Annotated in this window: 15 protein-coding genes; 10 read left to right on the top strand and 5 right to left on the bottom strand. The window is 50.0% G+C overall.

Annotation, left to right across the window (positions count from 1 at the left end):
• Both WG8_RS28905 and WG8_RS20855 read left to right on the top strand, forming a co-directional pair.
• On the top strand, nt 1–965 hold a 965-nt coding region (locus WG8_RS28905), incomplete at its 5' end, for a thioesterase domain-containing protein (RefSeq protein WP_007432231.1).
• Between the two features lie 70 nt (nt 966–1,035).
• A complete protein-coding gene (locus tag WG8_RS20855; RefSeq protein WP_007432230.1) occupies nt 1,036–1,764 on the top strand; it encodes a thioesterase II family protein in 729 nt (242 codons plus the stop codon).
• A gap of 154 nt (nt 1,765–1,918) precedes the next feature.
• Here the strand turns inward: WG8_RS20855 and phnE (WG8_RS20850) are convergent, their stop codons facing one another.
• From phnE (WG8_RS20850) to WG8_RS20835, 4 genes are all read right to left on the bottom strand, one after another.
• On the bottom strand, nt 1,919–2,716 hold the full coding sequence (gene phnE, locus WG8_RS20850) for a phosphonate ABC transporter, permease protein PhnE (RefSeq protein ID WP_007432229.1): 798 nt from the start codon (nt 2,714–2,716) through the stop codon (nt 1,919–1,921).
• On the bottom strand, nt 2,713–3,567 hold the full coding sequence (gene phnE, locus WG8_RS20845) for a phosphonate ABC transporter, permease protein PhnE (RefSeq protein WP_007432228.1): 855 nt from the start codon (nt 3,565–3,567) through the stop codon (nt 2,713–2,715). Before phnE (WG8_RS20845) ends, phnE (WG8_RS20850) begins: the two co-directional genes overlap by 4 nt.
• On the bottom strand, nt 3,564–4,334 hold the full coding sequence (gene phnC, locus WG8_RS20840) for a phosphonate ABC transporter ATP-binding protein (protein ID WP_007432227.1): 771 nt from the start codon (nt 4,332–4,334) through the stop codon (nt 3,564–3,566). The genes phnE (WG8_RS20845) and phnC overlap by 4 nt, the downstream gene beginning before the upstream one ends.
• 134 nt (nt 4,335–4,468) lie before the next feature.
• Nucleotides 4,469–5,434 (bottom strand): phosphate/phosphite/phosphonate ABC transporter substrate-binding protein, encoded by a 966-nt coding sequence (locus tag WG8_RS20835; RefSeq protein WP_007432226.1) that lies wholly within the window; start codon nt 5,432–5,434, stop codon nt 4,469–4,471.
• Nucleotides 5,435–5,645: 211 nt separating this feature from the next.
• On the opposite strand from WG8_RS20835, the gene WG8_RS20830 reads away from it, so the two are divergent.
• The 4 genes from WG8_RS20830 (at nt 5,646) to WG8_RS20815 (ending at nt 12,162) form a co-directional block, all read left to right on the top strand.
• The gene (locus tag WG8_RS20830; protein ID WP_007432225.1) at nt 5,646–7,544 is read left to right on the top strand and encodes a bifunctional 2',3'-cyclic-nucleotide 2'-phosphodiesterase/3'-nucleotidase; all 1,899 of its coding nucleotides are present in this window, start codon (nt 5,646–5,648) and stop codon (nt 7,542–7,544) included.
• A gap of 248 nt (nt 7,545–7,792) precedes the next feature.
• Entirely contained in the window at nt 7,793–9,199 is a 1,407-nt protein-coding gene (locus WG8_RS20825) for a hypothetical protein (protein WP_007432224.1), read from the top strand.
• Nucleotides 9,200–9,394: 195 nt separating this feature from the next.
• Nucleotides 9,395–10,204 (top strand): bifunctional hydroxymethylpyrimidine kinase/phosphomethylpyrimidine kinase, encoded by an 810-nt coding sequence (thiD, locus tag WG8_RS20820; RefSeq protein WP_007432223.1) that lies wholly within the window; start codon nt 9,395–9,397, stop codon nt 10,202–10,204.
• Between the two features lie 260 nt (nt 10,205–10,464).
• Nucleotides 10,465–12,162, top strand: a complete 1,698-nt coding sequence (locus tag WG8_RS20815; protein ID WP_007432222.1) for a M3 family oligoendopeptidase — start codon at nt 10,465–10,467, stop codon at nt 12,160–12,162.
• Between the two features lie 87 nt (nt 12,163–12,249).
• Here the strand turns inward: WG8_RS20815 and WG8_RS20810 are convergent, their stop codons facing one another.
• Nucleotides 12,250–13,221: a ring-cleaving dioxygenase gene (locus tag WG8_RS20810; protein ID WP_007432221.1), complete on the bottom strand. Its 972-nt coding sequence runs from the start codon at nt 13,219–13,221 to the stop codon at nt 12,250–12,252.
• A 732-nt stretch (nt 13,222–13,953) separates the two neighbouring features.
• Here WG8_RS20810 and WG8_RS20805 point away from each other — a divergent pair.
• From WG8_RS20805 to WG8_RS20790, 4 genes are all read left to right on the top strand, one after another.
• Nucleotides 13,954–15,279 carry a hypothetical protein gene (locus tag WG8_RS20805; protein ID WP_007432220.1) on the top strand — a complete coding sequence of 442 codons (1,326 nt, stop codon included), beginning with the start codon at nt 13,954–13,956 and terminating at the stop codon, nt 15,277–15,279.
• Between the two features lie 264 nt (nt 15,280–15,543).
• A complete protein-coding gene (locus WG8_RS20800) occupies nt 15,544–17,058 on the top strand; it encodes an AbgT family transporter (protein WP_007432219.1) in 1,515 nt (504 codons plus the stop codon).
• An 82-nt stretch (nt 17,059–17,140) separates the two neighbouring features.
• On the top strand, nt 17,141–18,403 hold the full coding sequence (locus WG8_RS20795; RefSeq protein ID WP_007432218.1) for an amidohydrolase: 1,263 nt from the start codon (nt 17,141–17,143) through the stop codon (nt 18,401–18,403).
• An 18-nt stretch (nt 18,404–18,421) separates the two neighbouring features.
• The coding region (locus WG8_RS20790; RefSeq protein ID WP_007432217.1) for a M20 family metallopeptidase at nt 18,422–19,677 on the top strand (1,256 nt) is incomplete at its 3' end.

Genomic DNA, 19,677 nt, shown 5'->3' with positions numbered 1-19,677 from the left:
CCGAAGCTGTGCCTCCTCGTACCGAAATGGAGGCAGCGCTTGTGAAGCTGTGGAGCGAGGTACTCGGTGTTCCGCAAATCGGCATTCACGACAACTTCTTTGCGGCAGGCGGACATTCACTGAAGGCGATGGCGCTGTGCGGCAGAATGCTCAAAGAGCTGGACCTGGACGTTTCGGTCGGACTGCTTTTCTCCAAGCCGACGATTGCCGATTTGGCCGCCTCGCTGGAAGGTGGGGATGCAGCGTCCAGTGTGACAGAAGAACCTGTATCCCGCTGCGGGACAACCATTTTCAATCCCGATGGGCAAACAACTATTTTTGCTTTCCCGCCAGTGCTCGGATATGGCATTATGTTCAGCGGCCTGGCGAAATTTGTACCGGATATCCGGATTCAGGCTTTTGATTTCGTGGAAGAAGAAGATCGAATTGGACAATATGCAGACGCGATGGAGGCACTACAGCCAGAAGGACCATTCGTTTTGCTCGGGTACTCTGCGGGCTGCGGGTTGGCATTTGAAGCAGCCAAAGAGCTTGAAGGCCGGGGAAGAACCGTGAGACAGCTTGTCATGGTCGATTCGTATCTGAAAACGGGCATCAGCGACCTTAAGGGGCGATCAGTAGAAGACGATGCCGCCGCTTTGATGGAAGCGAACCGGGATAATCCATATTTGCAAATCGAAGCGGTACGTAAAGGCATGCAACGCAAAATGACGGCTTATTACGCGTATCACGCCGAATTAATCAACACCGGGAAGGTAAATGCCGATATTCATTTGATCGGAGCGGACCATGTGCAGCCTCTTCCGGAATGGCTGTCTTCCTGGCAGGATGGAACGACAGGAACGGTCGTTGAGCATCAAGGCCGCGGGAAGCACGACGAAATGCTTTATGGTGAGCTGGCCGAAATAAACGGTAGGCTGATTACCGATATAGTACACAGCGACAGCTTGAAGCAGCACATTTGACTGATGGAGCATCCGGGTACTGGAAGCGGACAATTTTACGAATAAGCAATCATTTGGAGGGAGCAGGAGCATGAACGATTTGATCAAAAGGTTTGGTAAACCATCAGACCACACCCATTTTATTTGTTTTCCGTTTGCGGGGGGATATTCCGCTGCCTTCCGTCCGTTGCATGACAGCTTGCAGGACCGATTTGAAGTGCTTGCCGCCGAGCCTCCTGGTCACGGTAGCAACCGATTGCCGCTGGTGGACGATCTCGAACGGCTGGTCAGCATGTATGAGGCGGCGCTGCTGCCTCAGCTTCACAGACCTTTCATCCTGTTTGGACACAGTATGGGAGGGATCGTGGCTTTTCGATTGGCGCAGATCCTGGAGTCAAAAGGACTTTTTCCAGAAGCGGTCATCGTTTCGGCCGTCCAGCCGCCAGATATCAAGCGTCCCATCCGTTCTCAGATGGAGGATGACGCTTTCGCCAATTATGTGATCGGCTTGAACGGCATTCCGCCCGAACTGGCGAATAACCGGGAAATGCTCGAATTTTTCCTGCCGCCGTTCCGGTCGGATTTCAAAGCGCTGGAAACGTTCCGGCCGAGCGATATGACACCGCTTCAGTCGGAAATGCATATTTTTAACGGCAATGAAGACGAGGCTTGTGTACGTGATGCCGACGGGTGGGCACGATGGGGAGAAAAGGTTGCGTTTCACCGCTTCCCTGGTGGTCATATGTATCTGCTGAGTGAAACGGAGCAGGTATCCGATGCAATCCGCTCTATCTTCGCTTCGGCCTCCACGCTGACATAGAAGGTTGTACCGCGGTATGGATAATAAAGCACGGAATTGGTTCTGAATCACCGTTCGTGCGTTTGTAGATAGACATGAAGAAGCCTCTCTTTGGTAAAGTGGGCGCGTAAGGCTGGCCATTTTACCACAAGGGAGGCTTTTTCGGCATTTAAAACTATACGATCCGTTTGCGCAGCCACCCGGAAATCAGATCCGTCAAAATGATCAGGACCACAATACCGAGCAAAATAACGCCTACCCGGTTCCAGTTGCGCATTTGGAGTGCAAACAGCAGCGGAGTACCAATACCGCCTGCACCGACCAGACCGAGCGTGGTGGCAGAGCGGATGTTAATTTCAAAACGATAGAGCGAATAGGAAAGAAACTGTGGTATCACCTGCGGCAGCACGGCGAAGAAAATCACCTGCAGATGATTGGCGCCACACGCGACCAAAGCTTCCTGCGGCCCGTGATCGACACTTTCGATCGTTTCCGAGAATAGCTTTGCCAGCATGCCGATGGAGTGAATGCCAAGGGCAAGCACCCCGGCAAACGAGCCGGGACCAACGGCTTTGATAAACAAGATGGCGACGATCATTTCGGGAAATACCCGGATGACACTAAGTACAAATTTCCCGCTACCCGATAAGGGACGTAGTCGGGTCATATTGCTGGACGCCCAAAAGGCGAATGGAAGACAGACAAACGCGGATACAAAGGTTCCAAGAATCGAAATGACCAGCGTATCCAGCAGACCACGCAATAAATCCTCTCCTTCAGGGATGTAGACGTATGACCAGTCCGGATGAAGGAAGCCGTCCAATATAGCGACAGATACACTTTTGGCCGTTCCCTGTAATCCTTCAAACTGCATTCCGCGAAAAGCCCAAATATAAATGATGATAAGCAGAATAGCTATCGCCCATAGGCGCAGGCGGGAGCCAACAGGTCTGCGAAGCGTAGGATCATTCATAATAATTTCCTCCGTAGCAGGTTGCTGCCGTAATCAATCGCAAGGACGATGACGAGGGTCAGTAGAATAATGATGCTTGCCCGGTCATATCGGAACAGACCGAGGGAACGGTCAAGCAGCAGACCGATACCGCCAGCGCCGACCAGGCCCAGAACGGAAGCTGCACGCACATTAACCTCAAACGTGTACAGCAAGTATGACACAAAATAAGGCAATGCCTGCGGCACAACACCAAAGGCAATGACCTGAATGCGGCTTGCGCCAACGGCAGTCATGGCCTCCAGCGGCCCGGGATCAATGGCTTCAATCGCCTCGAACGTCAGCTTGGCTATGATGCCAAAGGAGAAGAAGAGCAGGGCGAGCATCCCTGCAAACGGACCGATGCCAAACACGGCCACAAAGATGGAGGCGAACAGCAAATCTGGAATCGTCCGCACCAGATTTAGAATCGTGCGCATCGGCAGCGAAATCAGCTTGCGTGGCATCACATTGTAGGCACATAGCAACGCGACAGGGATAGCCAGTATAGCCCCCAGTGTCGTGCCGACGATGGCGATCTGGATCGTTTCCAGCATCGGCTTCCAGATGGTGGGCAGGTAGCTCCAGTCAGGCGGGAACATTTCGCCCAGCAGCTTGCCCATCTCGGGCAAGCCGACGATCAACTGGTAAGGCGTAGCATCCGTATGAATGGAACAGGCAACCAGCACCACAATAAAAATCATCCAGGTGGCGTAACGCTTGTAACGCCCCGGCAAGGGTGGCCCTGCAGGCGGCATGCCTGGCTGCGGTGGCCCGGCATGCGGTGACGGCGGCGTCGAAGAGAGCTGCCGGGCTGTAGAGTCGGGTTTCATGATCCCACTCCCAACAGCTCATCGTGCTTGATAGCCCGGCCGTAAATTTCCGCAAAGGCCTCGTCCGTAGCTTCCTCCGGCGTGCCGTCAAAGACGACTTCCCCGGCGCGCAGCCCGATAATCCGCGTCGCATATTCGCGCGCCAGATCAATGAAATGCAGATTGACGATGGTCGTAATCTGCATTTCACGGTTGATCCGCTGGAGGTCGTCCATGACCTGGCGGGTGGTCAAGGGATCAAGCGATGCGACAGGCTCGTCCGCCAGAATGATTTTGGCCTCCTGCGCCAGCGCACGGGCGATGGATACACGCTGCTGTTGGCCACCTGACAGCTCATCAGCCCGGCTGTAGGCTTTTTCGCGGATGTTCACGCGTCCCAGCGCTGTTAGTGCCAGCTCGACATCTTCCTTCGGAAAGAGGCCGAGAATGGTTCTTAGCGTCGAATGATAGCCGACGCGTCCAGAGAGTACATTGCGGAGCACGGTCGAGCGCTTTACCAGATTGAAGCTCTGAAAGATCATGCCAATGTCGCGGCGAATACGCCGCAGCTCGCTGCTTCCGGCAGACGTAACAGACCTGCCGCCCACGACAATGTCACCGGAGGTAATGTCATGCAGACGGTTGATGGAACGCAGCAGGGTGGACTTGCCTGCACCGGACAAGCCGACAATAACGACCATTTCGCCCTCTTTAATCGTCAAATTAATATTGTTCAACCCTTTGGTGCCATTCGGGTACGTTTTCGATACGTTACGGAATTCGATCATTTGCTCCCCGCTTTCTCCCCCGATGGGGTGGAATGAAAACAACACCGCCATGAATACATGGACGGTGCTGCCCTGTCATTCGTAATGCCTGTTTCGTAGCTTCTGCTTCATTACAATTCCTCACCGTGTTTGTATTACTTCACCGCTTGGCCGACGGCTTCGGCATATTCACGTACAGAGTCGAAGTTTTTATCGTCGCCCTTTTCATAGCCTACATGCGTGTAAATTTCTTTAATGATTTTGCCGCCTTCTGGATCATTGGCGATATCGATAAAGGCTTGGCTGATTTTGTCTCTCCACGCTTGATCCATATCGGAACGCACACTGACCGTGTCATTCGGAATTTTAGCCGTGTAATGGATGACGCGTGTTTTTTCAAATACGTCCGGTATTTCCTTCTTCACCGTGTTGCGTGCATCCTGGAAAACAGCTACAGCGTCAACCTGACCGTTCAGCAGCGCCAGAATAGCAGCATCATGGCCTTTGATCGTTACACCCTGTACATCCGTGTCCGGGTCCACGCCCGCTTTTTTCAGCTCTGCTGCGGGATACACGTAGCCTGCGGAGGAGGTTACATTTTGCCAGCCGACTTTTTTGCCCTTCAGATCAGCCAGGGTTTTAATCGGAGAATCTTTTTTGACCACGATCATGGCTTTATAAAAGTTTACTTTTTCAGCTGTGTCCTTGCCTGTGGCATCTTCAATCCCGTAGCGTTGGGCTTGCAGCAGCAAATCGGCTGCTTTGCGGTTATCATGTGCCAGAACATAGGCATTCGGTGGAAGGAAACCTACATCAACCTGTTTGGAGGACATAGCTTCCACAATCGTGTTGTAGTCAGGAGATACGGTGACTTTTACCGGGATTCCAAGCTTGTCCCCCAGCAGCTTTTCGAGCGGCTTGGCTTTGGCTTCGAGTGTATCTGCATTTTGGGAAGGAACGAACTGTACCTTTAGCTCTGTAGGAACATAGGCTGTGCTTTCGCTTTTCGTACCATCTGTGCCTGGAGTCGACGCGCTGTTGTTGCTTGCATTGGAGCCGCAAGCGGCCAGACCTGCCGCCAGTGTGAAGGTCATGCACAAGGTCAGTGCTTTTTTGAACAAAATAATTTCCCCCTAAAACATAGTAATTAAAGAAGTCAGCCAAATCTTAACAGCTAGCCCGACGGCCAGGGTTAAAACCACTCCTGACTTTGGTAAAAATAATGTAAAATTTATGATATGGTTGCTGGCGTTCATTCATTTAACATTCTCTTAATAGTGGTCTGCTAGACTTGTTCAATCTTTATGACCGAAGCTGAGGGAGAGAACAGGATTGGAAACAAATGAAGTAATATGTGTGGAAACGTCAGGTCCGGTAAGGGTGAAATTCCGCATCATGGTTACGACGGATCTGCATGTCAGCTTGTGGAATTATGATTATTATGCAGATGAGGAAACGCTGCAGTATGGTCTGGCGCAAACCGCCAGCTTGATTCAAACGGCCCGGTCTGAGGTGCCCAACCATCTCCTGCTGGATAACGGGGATGTCATTCAGGGGAATCCGATGGGAGATTATGCTGTGCAGCGTCTTCAACAGGACCCTAGCGCTGTACATCCTGCTTACAAAGCGATGAATCTTTTAGGGTACGAGGCAGGGAATATTGGAAATCATGAATTTAACTATGGACTGAAATATTTGCAGACCTGCCTTCGGGGAGCGCAATTTCCTTATATAAATGCCAACATATATGTGGCGGGAGAAAATGAACAAAACTATTTCACACCTTATCTGCTGCTGGACAAGACGATGGAGGATGAAGCAGGCGGCAAGCATTTTTTAAAGGTGGGAGTCATCGGCTTTGTACCGCCACAAATTATGCAATGGGACAAGGCGTGGCTGGAGGGAAAAATCATCGTCAAGGACGTGCTGGAAACAGCAAGACGGTTCATTCCCAAAATGAAGGCAGAGGGAGCCGATCTGATCATTGCTATGCCCCATGCCGGCTTTGAGGATATTCCTGAAACGCCATATATGGAAAATACGGTGCTGCCACTGAGCAGGGTGGAGGGGATTGACGCCATTCTGTTTGGTCATGCGCATAAAGTATTCCCCGGACCTTCGTTTGTTGGTAAAACGGGTGTTGATACGGAGCGAGGCACTATCCACGATATTCCGGCGGTAGAGCCGGGCTTCTGGGGGGATCATCTGGGTATTATTGACCTCGACCTTTTTCTTATGGATGGAAAGTGGGAAGTGGCCGCATCCTCTGCCGAGGTACGCCCGGTGTATGATCCGGTACGGAAGGAAGCGCTGGTACAACCGGATGCTGTAATTCAGCTGTCGGTAGCAGAGGAGCACGCCGGGACACTGGAGTATATTCGCGCTCCTGTCGGTCGGATGACGGTGGCGGTGAACAGCTTCTTTGCCCAAGTCATGGACGATGCTTCGGTTCAACTCGTAAATGATGCACAAATTTGGTATGTGAAGCAGCAGATGCAAGGGAGCGAGTACGAGGATCTACCCGTTCTGTCGGCAGCGGCTCCATTTAAAACAGGCGGCAGATACGGCGCATCTTACTACACCGATATTCCGGCAGGGATGTTGGCGATCAAGCATATCGCCGATCTGTACAACTTTCCGAATACGCTGCATGTCGTCCGGCTGACCGGGGCGGAAATTCGGGAATGGCTTGAGTGGTCTGCCGGACAATTCCGACAGATTGATCCTTTGGCAGAACATGAGCAAGAGCTGATTGATTCTGATTTTCCGAGCTTTAATTTTGATATCATCGACGGGATCAGGTATCAAATTGATGTAACGCAGCCTGCCAGATATGATATTGTCGGGAAATTAAAGGTGCCGGATGCGCACAGAATCCTTCATATGTTCTACGAAGGAGAGCCGATGGATATGCAGCGGAGTTATCTGGTGGTTACGAACAACTATCGCGCGTTCACCTCCACGCTCGTTAATCCGGGTGGAGAACGAATTGTACTTGCTGCACCGGATGAAAATCGGCATGTGCTGACCGAATATGTACGGCATATGAAGACATTGGCGCCCAAAGCAGATGGCCACTGGTCCCTTGTGCCATGGGAAGGGCGACCACATGTGACATTTCTGAGCTCGCCGCAAGCCATAAAGGCCGCCCAAGCCTATTCGGAGCTGCTTTATGAAGGATTAACCATAGAAGGGTACGCCAAGTTTGCTATTGATTTCGGCCGTCTGTAAATCAATACTTGAATATTCCCTACCCTCCTAAGTCTACAGCATCACGACACATCAACAGACCAAACCTTTGGGGGCGGTCTTTTTTCACAAAACGGATTTAATATCGTACGAAACTCGTGATTTTATATGTCTGGAGTCGCGTTTAAGTTGTTGACCTCCCGTATAATTAGACATATACTTTGATTAAACAAATTTTGGTTTAAAAGGTAATGATAAAGTCACTATCATTCGTTTGAGGGGGTGTCCCTTTGGAAAAAAACACCACGATTCGCGCAGAAATTGAAAAGTATATTCAAAGTGAAGGTATTTCGATGCAGTGTTTTGCAGATGCTTCCAAGGTAAATCCAGGTACACTCAGCGGTATTCTTAACCGGAACCCTCCACGGCCCATTTCAGTTAATCAGCTTGATCTAATCACCGAGGCCATGGGATTGGAAGAAGGAGCTTTGTTCGAGATGTATGTGGATGAATGCTTTGTTCATTCCTTGCCGCACTGGCGCAGGCTGCGTCCGTTTCTTCTCCGTTGCTCGGAGTTGAACAAGCTGGACTGCATACGTAGTGTGCTTGGCTATCTGATGGATGATTTATCGAACATTCCGGCTATTTTTGAGACAGCAGAAGAGATGTTTGAGAATGTTCGATATGAAGCCTCCATGCTTCTGTATGATTGTGTTATCGAGAGTGAGAAGTATACCCATTCCGAACGCTTGGCGATCAGCTATTTTCGTATTTTCCAGGTTCAGATTAAGGATAACAAGCGGAACTTGAAGGCTGCTGTACAATTCCATTTATACCGCAGCCGTCTACCGGAAACATACGCATTGGAAGGCTTACATATGCTGTCCCAAGTGTTTGCGTCAAAAATGCAATGGTCCGAGATGGAAATGTATGCGGATGAGCTAAGAGAACTGGCGCAGGCATTGTATCGTAATCGGAATCGATTTGGGGATGAACACCTGGAGCTGCTTAAGCCGCTCGTTTATTACTATGCCCAGGGGCATCTGCTAAAGGCTAGCTGCTATGAGTTTCAGGGCAGATATGAGGAATCCAAGCAATGGATTGAAGGTTATGCAGATTTAAGCTGGCTTGAGGGCTTGGACGAGGAAGGCTGGAAAGTAGTCGAAATGCACCGTGTATATGCTCGGGGCAATCGACTTTGTATTGAAATTAAAATGGGTAACACTTCTGCAATCTATGAGTATATTACTTATTTGCGCGAGCATCCGGATGAGACGCTGGAAGGCTTGAACACATTGCTTGAATCAGCGAACCGGTTCGGTTATTTTGTGGATGCAGAGCTGGGACTGTTCAGTCAGCAGCTCGAGAGCTTCTGGGAGCTTGCACCGGAACAATGGGACACTCATTATCACAAGCACTTTAATGCATTTCGCTTTGCATCCTTTTGTAAGGTGTATGCGGAATATCATTTTCGAAAGGGAGATTTCTCTGAGGGATTGGGACAAGCACTTCACTGCTTACAGCTGTCTGTAGATAATAGCTATACCGAGCATATCATCGGTTGTATGGCCCTATTTGAGCAGCACCGGAATTTTGCTACTCCGGAACAGCAGCATTTGTATCAAAGCCTCTGTCTCGGCGTACGGAAAAATGAAAAGAATCATGCCTATGATCACAGTATCGGTGGATATTCGTAATTCCAATTCATGCGAGCTCTTCATATAACACGTTCTTACGAGGATGTTCCCGTTCCAGAGGGGAATGTCCTCGTTTTTTAGCTGTTGCTGATTTTTGTGACTTTTGGCATGGAAAAGACGCTTTGGTGCGTTGACAAGTTTCGTATGCGGGATTAGGATAAATGCAGCACAGAAAGTGAAGGAGAGCATGTACAAATGACGATTTCCAAAACATTAACGATAGCGGGCTCCGACACAAGCGGAGGAGCGGGTATTCAGGCAGACCTGAAAACCTTTCAGGAGCTTGGCGTATATGGCATGACCGTATTGACAACCGTAGTTGCGATGGAACCTAAAACCTGGGACCATCTTGTATATCCTGTTGCGTTGGATGTGGTAGAAGCACAACTGCGCACTGTATTGGAAGGTATCGGTTTTGATGCGATGAAAACCGGAATGCTTGGTTCCGTTGATATTATCGAACTGGTAGCCAGCCATTTGAAAAAGCATGATCTGAAGCGGATCGTCATTGACCCGGTTATGGTCTGCAAAGGTACGGATGAAGTGCTTCAGCCGGAAAATACAGAGGCGATGCTGGAATTGTTAATTCCTGGCGCTGACCTGGTAACGCCGAACTTGTTCGAGGCTTCGCAGTTGGCGAAGAATGGACCCATCACGACGCTGGAGCAGATGCAGGAAGCGGCTGCCATTATCCATGAGCGCGGAGCGAAGCACGTGCTGATCAAGGACCGTGGTAAAATTCGCGCAGGCAAAGCGATGGATCTGCTGTATGACGGAATCACTTTTGACTGGTTTGAAGCGGATGTAGTAAAAACGAGCTTTACCCATGGTGCAGGCTGCACCACTTCGGCAGCGGTAACGGCTGGCTTGGCCCAAGGGCTGACTGTACGTGAAGCGGTGGATCAGGCCAAGAAATTTATCACACAGGCCATTGAAGGCAGCTTCAAGCTGAATGAATTCGTCGGTCCGACCCTGCATGCCGCACACCGTTTACAAAATCAATAAGTATGCAAAATCAATAAGTATACAAAATCAATAAGCAGTAACAAAGAGGTCTTATAAATCTCCATTAGACTGCATATATATAATAATTGTTCGAGGCAAAGATATCTATGAGATAAGAGCCGGCGTGGCTCCTAAAAGCCGCAGTACTTGGTATTGCGGCTTTTGAGGTTGTCTTTTTTTTGAGCTATTGCTTCCAGTTTTGTCTAATCGTACTGTATAATAGGCATCAGGTTTATTACACTGAGGGGGGAACGAAAGCAATGACATTATTCAGCCAAATGGCTTACAGCCGACCAGAGCAGCCTGAAATTGAACAGCGGTTTAAAACGCTGTTGCAGCAGTTTCGCGAGGCAGACAGCGTAGAACGTCAAAATGAAGTGATTCATGCGATTAACAAGCTGCGCAGTCATGTGGAAACGCAATTGCAATTGGTGGAAGTTCGGCACTCCATTAATACGGAGGACGCCTTTTACAAAGCGGAGCAAGAGTATGCTGATGATTTCATGCCGGTAATCCAGGAGTATGTAACGGAGTACTATCGGGCATTGGTGGACTCTCCGTTCAGAGCCGAACTGGAGAGCCAATGGGGCAGCCAGCTGTTCAGTATTGCCGAGGTAGCACTCAAGTCGTTCCACCCGAATATCATCGAGGATTTGCAGCAGGAAAATAAGCTGACCTCCGAATATGCCCAGCTCATTGCGTCCGCCAAGATCCAGTTTGAAGGGCAAGAACGCACGTTGGCGCAGCTTTTGCCATTTGAATTGGATACCAATCGGGAAACACGCAAACAAGCATCCGAGGCCAAATATCAATTTATGAGCGAGCATGAGGACGAACTGGATCGGATTTATGATGAATTGGTCAAGGTACGCACACGCATGGCACATAAGCTGGGCTACGACAACTTCGTGGAACTGGGCTATGCCCGTTTGGGACGTACAGATTACAATGCCACCATGGTTGCCAATTTCCGCGAGCAGGTACTGAAGCACATCGTTCCCCTGGCAACCAAGCTGAAGGAGCGTCAGCGCGAACGGATCGGTGTAGATCGGCTTCGTTATTATGATGAAGGCTTCAACTTCCTGTCAGGCAACCCTACGCCAAAAGGTGACCCGGAGTGGATTCTTCGTAATGGAGCACGTATGTATGAGGAGCTTTCACCGGAAACACATAAATTTTTCAGCTTTATGATCGAACGGGAATTGATGGACCTGATCAGCAAAAAGGGGAAGCAAAGCGGAGGCTATTGTACCTTTTTGAGTGAATATGGCACTCCATTTATTTTCTCCAATTTTAATGGTACATCCGGTGACATCGACGTATTGACACATGAAGCAGGTCATGCCTTCCAGGTCTATGAAAGCCGGCATTTTGAAATTCCGGAGTATCACTGGCCTACGATGGAGGCGGCTGAAATCCATTCCATGAGCATGGAATTTTTCGCATGGCCTTGGATGAAGCTGTTCTTTGAAGAAGATACGGACAAATATCACTTTGAACATCTGTCCTCTTCGTTGCTGTTCGTGCCTTACGGCGTAGCCGTAGACGAATTCCAGCATGCCGTATATGAGCATCCGGATTGGACACCGGCCGAGCGTAAAAGCGCATGGCGCTCCATTGAACGCAAGTATAAACCGCATCTGGACTATGAAGGCAATGAGTATCTGGAGCAGGGCGGATTTTGGCATAAGCAGGGGCATATTTTTCAATCCCCGTTCTACTATATTGACTACACACTCGCGCAATTGTGCGCATTCCAGTTCTGGAAACGTATGAGCATCGACCGGACAGCGGCGTGGGAGGATTATTTGAAGCTGTGCCGTGCCGGGGGGAGCCGATCTTTTACCGGATTGGTTGAGCTGGCTGGACTGATCTCACCGTTCCAGGATGGTTGTATCGCCTCTGTGATCGGAGAAATCGAAGCATGGCTGAACAGCGTGGATGATAAAAAGCTGTAAGCATAGCTAAAAAGGGCATTTCGCTTACCTGTCAAAGCTAAAATCTTGCAGGTGGCGGAATGCCCTTTTGTGCAAATGAAAATTCAATTAACGTTTGGTGTTAAGCGGCTTGAGATTAGCCTCAATAGATTCGCGGCGCGGCTCCAAAAATGGCGGCAGCGACAGGGATTCTCCCAAAAACTCCAATTCCTCGTCGGTGTCAAAGCCGGGTCCATCGGTAGCCAATTCAAACAGAATGCCGTTGGGCTCACGGAAGTACAAGGAACGGAAATAAAAGCGATCAACAAAGCCTGAGTTGGAAATTTGCAACTGGCTAATACGTTCTACCCATTGTTTGAGCTCTTCCTCGGTTTCAACACGGAAGGCTACGTGATGCACACTGCCTCGTCCCGGCCGCTCTTGTGGGAGGTCGTTGCGTTCTTCCAGATGAACCTCAGTTCCGGTACCACCTTCACCCGTCTCATAGATGACCACATCCGGCTGTCCGGCAACGGGAGAAGGATAAGAGCCCTTTTTGCGGAAGCCCATAACCTGTTCAAGAATGAGAATTGTATTCTCCGCTTTGGGAATGGTCAGATGAACCGGGCCAAGCCCCACGATGGCGTATTCGGCAGGGACAGGACTTTTCTCCCAAGGCGTCCCGCCGCGCACACCGTTATCATGCTCATCTGAAACGAGGAAGAAGCGTTGTCCTTCAAAATCCTCGAACGAAAGCGCCAGGCGTCCCGCTTGATCCGTAATTTCGCCATGTTTTACATCCAACTGCTCGAAGCGGTTTTTCCAGTAATCCAGTGCCTTGTCATTTGGTACGCGCAGGGAGAGTGCCGAAATGCTGTTATTCCCTGTACGAGTTTGCCCGGCATGTGGAATTTCAAAAAATGTAACTTCCGTCCCCGCAGTTCCACGCTCATCCCCGTAAAAGAGGTGATACACGCTGACATCATCCTGATTCACCGTTTTCTTGATCAGCCGAAGTCCCATAACCTGAGTATAAAAATCAACATTTTTAGCCGCCGCCGCTGTAATCGCCGATACGTGATGCAATCCTAACAGTTTCATGTCATTGTCCTCCTTGGTTTTTATATGATTCGTTTTTTCAAAGCAAAATAAACAGTCGTAAACTTTTCTTTATAATTTATTATCTTGATATTAAGATATATTATTTTTGATTATTTGTCAATACATCAAAAAATAAAAAAATCGACTTAAAAGTTACCTATGCGCCACTACGCAGCCGGATGGTGCTTCCCATCGCCACCGCCCCCGGATTTCTTGGATTAAGCCTCTAACAAGGGTAGAAATCCGGGGACAAAAGCGACCGCTACGCTTGTACAGCACCATTTCGCCTCCTCCGTTTTTATGTTCATTTTTCGAGTTTATTATATAGAGCATTACGAGTTTATTATATAAAGCATTAATAAGGTAGTAATAAAAAATTAAATTGAATCAAGCGAAGCGATGAAATCCGCTTTTCCAATACTTACCCCCTTACGCAGATGTGGTAGTGGAATGGCGGGAAGCCAGCGGAGCGGAGGATTTGAATCTGTAGAAGCGATAGCGTTCGCCTTTGCCACGGGATTCTTACCACTTTATGTCCTATCCAATCCAAAGAATCCCGTGGCAACAGCGATCGTAAGATCAAATCATTCGCGCAGCGCCACTTCCCACGAAACCCACCACCACACTCTGCACACACCTTGCCACTCCCCCGTAAAACAGCTACGATATAGCCAAAGACAGGCGTAGGATCAATAACCGCCGTCCTGCATACAGATCAGGAGGAGTATTTTCATGTATACGATTGGAGTAGTGGGTCCGAAACCCTCAATTGATCGGATCATAGAGGTGGGACGTGAGTATGCAGATACGGCGAAGCTAATCCCTTATCCGTATGAAAATCTGGTGGAAGCAGCGGCTATCATCCCGGCTCACCGTGGAGAGGTGAGTGGATGGCTTTTTACCGGACCTATTCCTTACATGGCAGTGAAACCGCAGCTTAAAGACTCTGATAGTATCGTATATTGCTCCCCGACAGGGGCCAGCCTGTACAAAGGGATTCTCCATCTTTTAAAGGATACATCTCCTGCAATTAAGCGCATATCGCTGGATATGGTGGAGCTGGAGGAGTTTAACCTGCAGGAATCGCTGGATGAGCTGGAATTGCCGGAATCCATGTTTGCTATCCATATGTTCGAGATCAAGCAGGAAGGACACCGGGATAAGCAACAGGAAACAGAATTAGCCGATGCTCACATAAAAATGTGGGAGAGCGGGCAGACGCAGGCAGCTCTGACCTGTATGCATGCAGTGCATAAAAGGCTGCTGGAACGGGGTGTGCCCTGCAGCAAGATTGATGTGACCCGTATGGAAATCCGTCAAGCGCTTCGTATTAGCATCGAGAAGCAGCGAGCCTCCTACTTTAAAGATAGCCAGATTGGCGTGCAAATCATAGAAATAGAGAACCTGGACAAGGTGTCAGGGCGTTCAGGCGCAAAATATTATGTACAGCTGCTGGAATTGGAGATCAAGCGTGTCCTGCTGGAGTTTTGTGACAAGCTGGATGGCTCTCTTCTGGAGAATGGAAATGGTCGATACCAGATATTTGGCTCGCGTGGGGCGATGGAGCGGGAAATTGCTGCTCTGCGTGAAGCAGTATTTCGGCTGGAGACAGAGGTAGCCCAGCCTGTGGCGGTTGGCATAGGCTTTGGCGAAACAGCCCTTTCGGCGGAGCAGCACGCACGCAAGGCGATTCAGACGGCCAAAGAGAGAGAAGTGGGCGATATTATCATCGTGAGAGCGGACGGAACTGTGATTGAATCGGCTGGAGGGCAGGATGAACTGGAGTATGAATATCGTACAGAGGACCGGGAACTGCTGGATCGCTTAAATCAGGCTGCGGTCAGCATCCGTACGTATCGCAAAATCGAGGCGCTTGCCCGACGCAAGGGATGGGGAAGCTTTAGCGCATCGGATTTGGCCGCCGATTTGTCCATGACAGTCCGCAATGCACAGCGCATTATGCTGGGGCTGGTGGAAAATGGACTGGCCCTTGCTACAGGCGGCGAACTCCAGACGAGTCGTGGACGGCCGCGTAAAATTTATCAGCTCAAGCGGTAACGAAATCAACACGGAATGCGATAGAACTAAAAAAGTACTGATGAAAGCTCTTGAAGAACAGGTGAAGTAACCTGACCTCCGGGAGCTTTTTTTGTAAATAAATCTGCTTGAATTTAGCATGATAAAAAAATTATATAACGTTGATATGTTATTAAATATAACAAAAGTATTGAAACGGCTCGAAACCAAAGATATAATATGTCAAAACAATTAAGCGAAATAGTCGTTAAATATTCGCTTAATGGCGCCAAGAGGGGGACAAACATGGAAAACGTAGAGCAACAAACTGGCATCTTCAGATGGGTCGAAAGGGTGGGTAACAAGCTGCCCAATCCTTTTTTACTGTTTGTCTATTTGATTATTCTTCTTTTATTAGGCACTGCTGTACTATCTGTCTTTCATGCCTCTGCCGTTGATCCGATCAGCCATGAACGGGTGCAGGTCAAAAACCTGCTTAGTACCGAAGGCATTCAATGGTTATTACCCAACATCGTCAAAAACTTTTCCGGCTTTACCCCGCTAGGCTCTATTCTGGCGTTGATGCTGGGGATTGGATTGGCTGATAAGGTGGGGCTGCTGGAGGCTGTCATTCGTAAAATAGCGCTCGTCGTACGTCCCGGCTATGCCAGCTATTTGGTCGTATTTATTGCCTTTTTCAGCCACGTTTCTTCTGATGCCGCTCTCGTCATCATGCCTCCTTTGGGCGCGCTTATTTTCCTGGCCGTTGGACGTCATCCTGTCGCTGGTCTGCTTGCAGCCATTGCAGGTGTGGGCTCCGGGTTTACAGCAAACCTGTTGATTGTATCGACAGACGTGCTTTTGTCCGGTATAAGCACCGAGGTAGCCAAGTCAGTCAATGCTGCGATTTCCGTAAGTGTGCTGGATAACTGGTATTTTATGATGACTTCCGTGTTTGTGCTTACATTGCTCGCCGGTTTGATTACGGATAAATTTGTGGAACCGCGACTGGGTACGTATCAAGGCGGAGAGAGCCCGTTCAAGCTGGAAAAGCTGTCTTCCCGTGAAAATAAAGGGCTGCGTGCTGCCGGAATTGCCGCCTTGGTGTACATTGCCGCTATAGCCGTGATGGTTGTTCCAGCTAACGGGATTTTACGTAACCCGGAGACGGGAGGCATTATGGGTTCGCCGTTTCTGTCAGGAATTGTCCCGGTGATTCTGTTGTTCTTTTTCGCTGTAGCTATCACCTACGGCATCACGACCAAAGCAATCCGGGAGCAGAACGATATCCCCAAGCTGCTTGTCCATCCGATTAAGGACATGGCAGGCTTTATTATTATGGTATTTCCGTTGTCCCAGTTTGTAGCCATGTTCAATTGGAGTAATATGGGGCGTTTTATCGCATTGTACATTACCGATATTTTAGAAAAAATCAACCTGACGGGCGTGCCTGTATTCGTTGGCCTGATCTTCCTGTCGGCATTCCTCTGTATGTTCATTGCCAGTGGCTCAGCCATTTGGTCTTTGCTTGCACCTGTATTTATACCGATGTTTATGGTGCTGGGCTATCATCCTGCTTTTGCGCAGATGATTTTCCGCGTGGCGGATTCCTCTGTCATTCCGCTGGCCCCGGTATCTCCGTTTATTCCTTTGTTTGTTGGTTTTCTTCAGCAGTATAAAAAGGATGCGAAGCTCGGCACCTATTACTCTCTCATTCTCCCGTATCCTATTTTCTTCTTCTTGGTTTGGACGCTGCTGGTCGTGGTTTGGTATCTGCTGGGTCTACCGATTGGACCGGGTGTATATCCCAAATTATCCTAGTTAGAACGGTTATAGTCTGTCATAATTGAAACGTGCGATTTTGTAAATTCTACTATTTCATATAAAAGGTAAGGTGGTATATATGTTAGATCTGATCGAGCTGCGCCGGGATTTGCACCGTCATCCTGAGCTGGGCTTTACTGAATTCCGAACGGCATCCAAGATTGTAGGCTTGCTGCGGCAATTCGGCTACGAGGTTATTTATGGACAGGACGCGATGGAACCAAGCTCCGTGCGCGGCTTGCCGGAAAAAGAAGTGCTGGAGGCCGCTTATGAACGCGCATTGCGGGATGGAGCGGACCCTGCTATTGCGGCCCACATGAAGGGGGGCTATACGGCCGTTGTTGGTATCCTGCGGGGAGTACAGGATGGTCCTACCGTCGCGTTCCGGTTCGATATGGACGCGCTCCCGATTACAGAAAGCACAGAAGCACGGCATGTGCCGCAGGCCGAGGGCTTCCGTTCACTGTATGAAGGTCATATGCATGCATGCGCCCATGACGGGCATACGACGATTGGCCTCGGCTTGGCCGAGCGATTAAGTGACCGTCAATTTGCAGGCACGGTTAAACTGATCTTTCAACCGGCAGAAGAGGGGGTTCGAGGCGCTTATGCTATGGTGAACAAAGGAATGCTGGACGACGTAGATACGCTTTTTTGCCAGCATCTGGGCTGTGATGTACCGCTTGGTGAAATTCACGGCAGCTCGGCAGGCTTTCTGGCGTCCACCAAGCTGGAGGCACGCTTTCGCGGTGTGGCGTCACATGCGGGCTCTTCGCCGGAAAAAGGGAATAATGCCTTGCTGGGAGCGGCCACCGCGCTGCTGAACATTCAGTCGCTGCCCCGCTTCAGCACCGGGGAAACACGTATTAACGTAGGGGTACTGGAAGGTGGCACAGCCGCCAACATCATACCTGAAACCGCGCGTATGATCATCGAAACACGTTCGGTGGATGAGCAGACGAATGAAGAGTTGGAGAGACGGGTACGCAATATCATAGCCCATAGTGCAGGAATGCATGAGCTGGAGCATGAAATTCGCGTTATCGGCGGCGCAATCCCGATTGTATGCAGCCCGGAATTGGCAGAAATGACAGCAGAGGAAGCGCAGCAGGTTGAAGGCTTCGTGAATCAGAAAGCGATGGGGCAAACCAGCTCGCTGGGCAGTGAGGATGCCAGCTACATGATTCGGCGTGTCCAGGAGCTGGGAGGAAAGGGAACCTATATGATTATCGGCTGCAATCTGCCCGCCCCTCACCATCATCCAGAGTTTGATATTCAGGAAGAGGTGCTGCCACGCAGCGTAGAACTGCTGGAGCGGCTGGCTAGGCGGACGCTTCGCTGAGAAAGGTGGACACCAGTCATGAAGCATATAGAGCTATTATCCGAAGATATTGAACGGCAACGGGATAAAATCATTCGCATCAGCGAGCAAATATGGCAATTTGCAGAGACACGCTTCGAGGAATATCAATCTGCCGAGCTGTTATGCCGTAGCCTGGAAGAGGAGGGCTTCGCTGTAGAGCGTGGTGTGGGCGATATCGAAACAGCCTTCATCGGGAGCTATGGCAGCGGTAAGCCGGTTATCGCATTTCTCGGGGAATATGATGCTTTGTCGGGACTTAGCCAGCATAAAGGCATTGCCCGGCAGGAGCCAGTAGAAAAGGGAGGCAACGGTCACGGCTGTGGTCATCACTTGCTTGGCTCGGCTTCTTTGGCGGCAGCGGTTGCGCTTAAAAGCATGATAGAGCAGAACGGACTGTCGGGAACGGTCCGTTACTACGGCTGTCCGGGTGAAGAAGGCGGTTCGGGCAAGGCGTTTATGGCGCGCGCAGGATTGTTTGATGATGTTGATTTCTCTTTGTGCTGGCATCCGATGGACTATAACAGCATTATGTCCGTGAGCACATTGGCTAACGTGCAGTTTTATTTTCGTTTTAAAGGCAAAAGCGCACATGCCGCCGCCGCTCCTCATCTAGGTCGAAGTGCGCTGGATGCCGTTGAGTTGATGAACATCGGCGCGAACTATTTGCGCGAGCATATTGTGCAGGACGCGCGCCTGCATTATGCAATCACGAACAGCGGAGGCTTTTCTCCCAATGTGGTGCAGGCGAATGCGGAGGTGCTGTATCTGATCAGGGCACCGCAAGCGTCGCAGGTGCAGCATATTTATAAGCGAGTCTGCGATATTGCTCGCGGAGCGGCACTGATGACGGGGACGGAGGTTGAAATCGTATTCGACAAGGCATGCTCCAACCTGATGCCCAGCCCGGTGCTGGAGCAGACCATGTACCGCGTGTTCGGGCAACTGGGTGTACCGGAATTTACGGCGGAAGAACTGGCCTATGCCGCCGAAATACGTACGACATTGGATGAGCAGGAACGCGCAGGGATTGTGGTCAAATATCCGGGCCTGCGCGATAAGGATATGGCTGATATTCTTCAGCCTTATACGGGCACCGAGCCGCTATATGGATCAACCGATGTCGGCGACGTAAGCTGGATTACACCGACCGTACAGTGCACGACCGCTTGTTTTCCTGTAGGAACACAGGCGCATACGTGGCAGTGGGTTGCCTCAGGTGCGACCTCCATCGGCCACAAGGGCATGCTGCATGC

It is taken from the genome of Paenibacillus sp. Aloe-11, from assembly GCF_000245715.1.
Lineage (GTDB): Bacteria > Bacillota > Bacilli > Paenibacillales > Paenibacillaceae > Paenibacillus > Paenibacillus kribbensis.
This window is presented reverse-complemented; position numbering and strand designations above follow the sequence as displayed.

Coding starts and splice junctions, on each gene's coding strand:
- phnE (WP_007432228.1), bottom strand. CDS start 3,567: ATGAAACCCGACTCTACAGCCCGGCAGCTCTCTTCGACGCCGCCGTCA.
- phnE (WP_007432229.1), bottom strand. CDS start 2,716: ATGAATGATCCTACGCTTCGCAGACCTGTTGGCTCCCGCCTGCGCCTA.
- WG8_RS20805 (WP_007432220.1), top strand. CDS start 13,954: ATGTATACGATTGGAGTAGTGGGTCCGAAACCCTCAATTGATCGGATC.
- phnC (WP_007432227.1), bottom strand. CDS start 4,334: ATGATCGAATTCCGTAACGTATCGAAAACGTACCCGAATGGCACCAAA.
- WG8_RS20800 (WP_007432219.1), top strand. CDS start 15,544: ATGGAAAACGTAGAGCAACAAACTGGCATCTTCAGATGGGTCGAAAGG.
- WG8_RS20815 (WP_007432222.1), top strand. CDS start 10,465: ATGACATTATTCAGCCAAATGGCTTACAGCCGACCAGAGCAGCCTGAA.
- WG8_RS20795 (WP_007432218.1), top strand. CDS start 17,141: ATGTTAGATCTGATCGAGCTGCGCCGGGATTTGCACCGTCATCCTGAG.
- thiD (WP_007432223.1), top strand. CDS start 9,395: ATGACGATTTCCAAAACATTAACGATAGCGGGCTCCGACACAAGCGGA.
- WG8_RS20810 (WP_007432221.1), bottom strand. CDS start 13,221: ATGAAACTGTTAGGATTGCATCACGTATCGGCGATTACAGCGGCGGCG.
- WG8_RS20855 (WP_007432230.1), top strand. CDS start 1,036: ATGAACGATTTGATCAAAAGGTTTGGTAAACCATCAGACCACACCCAT.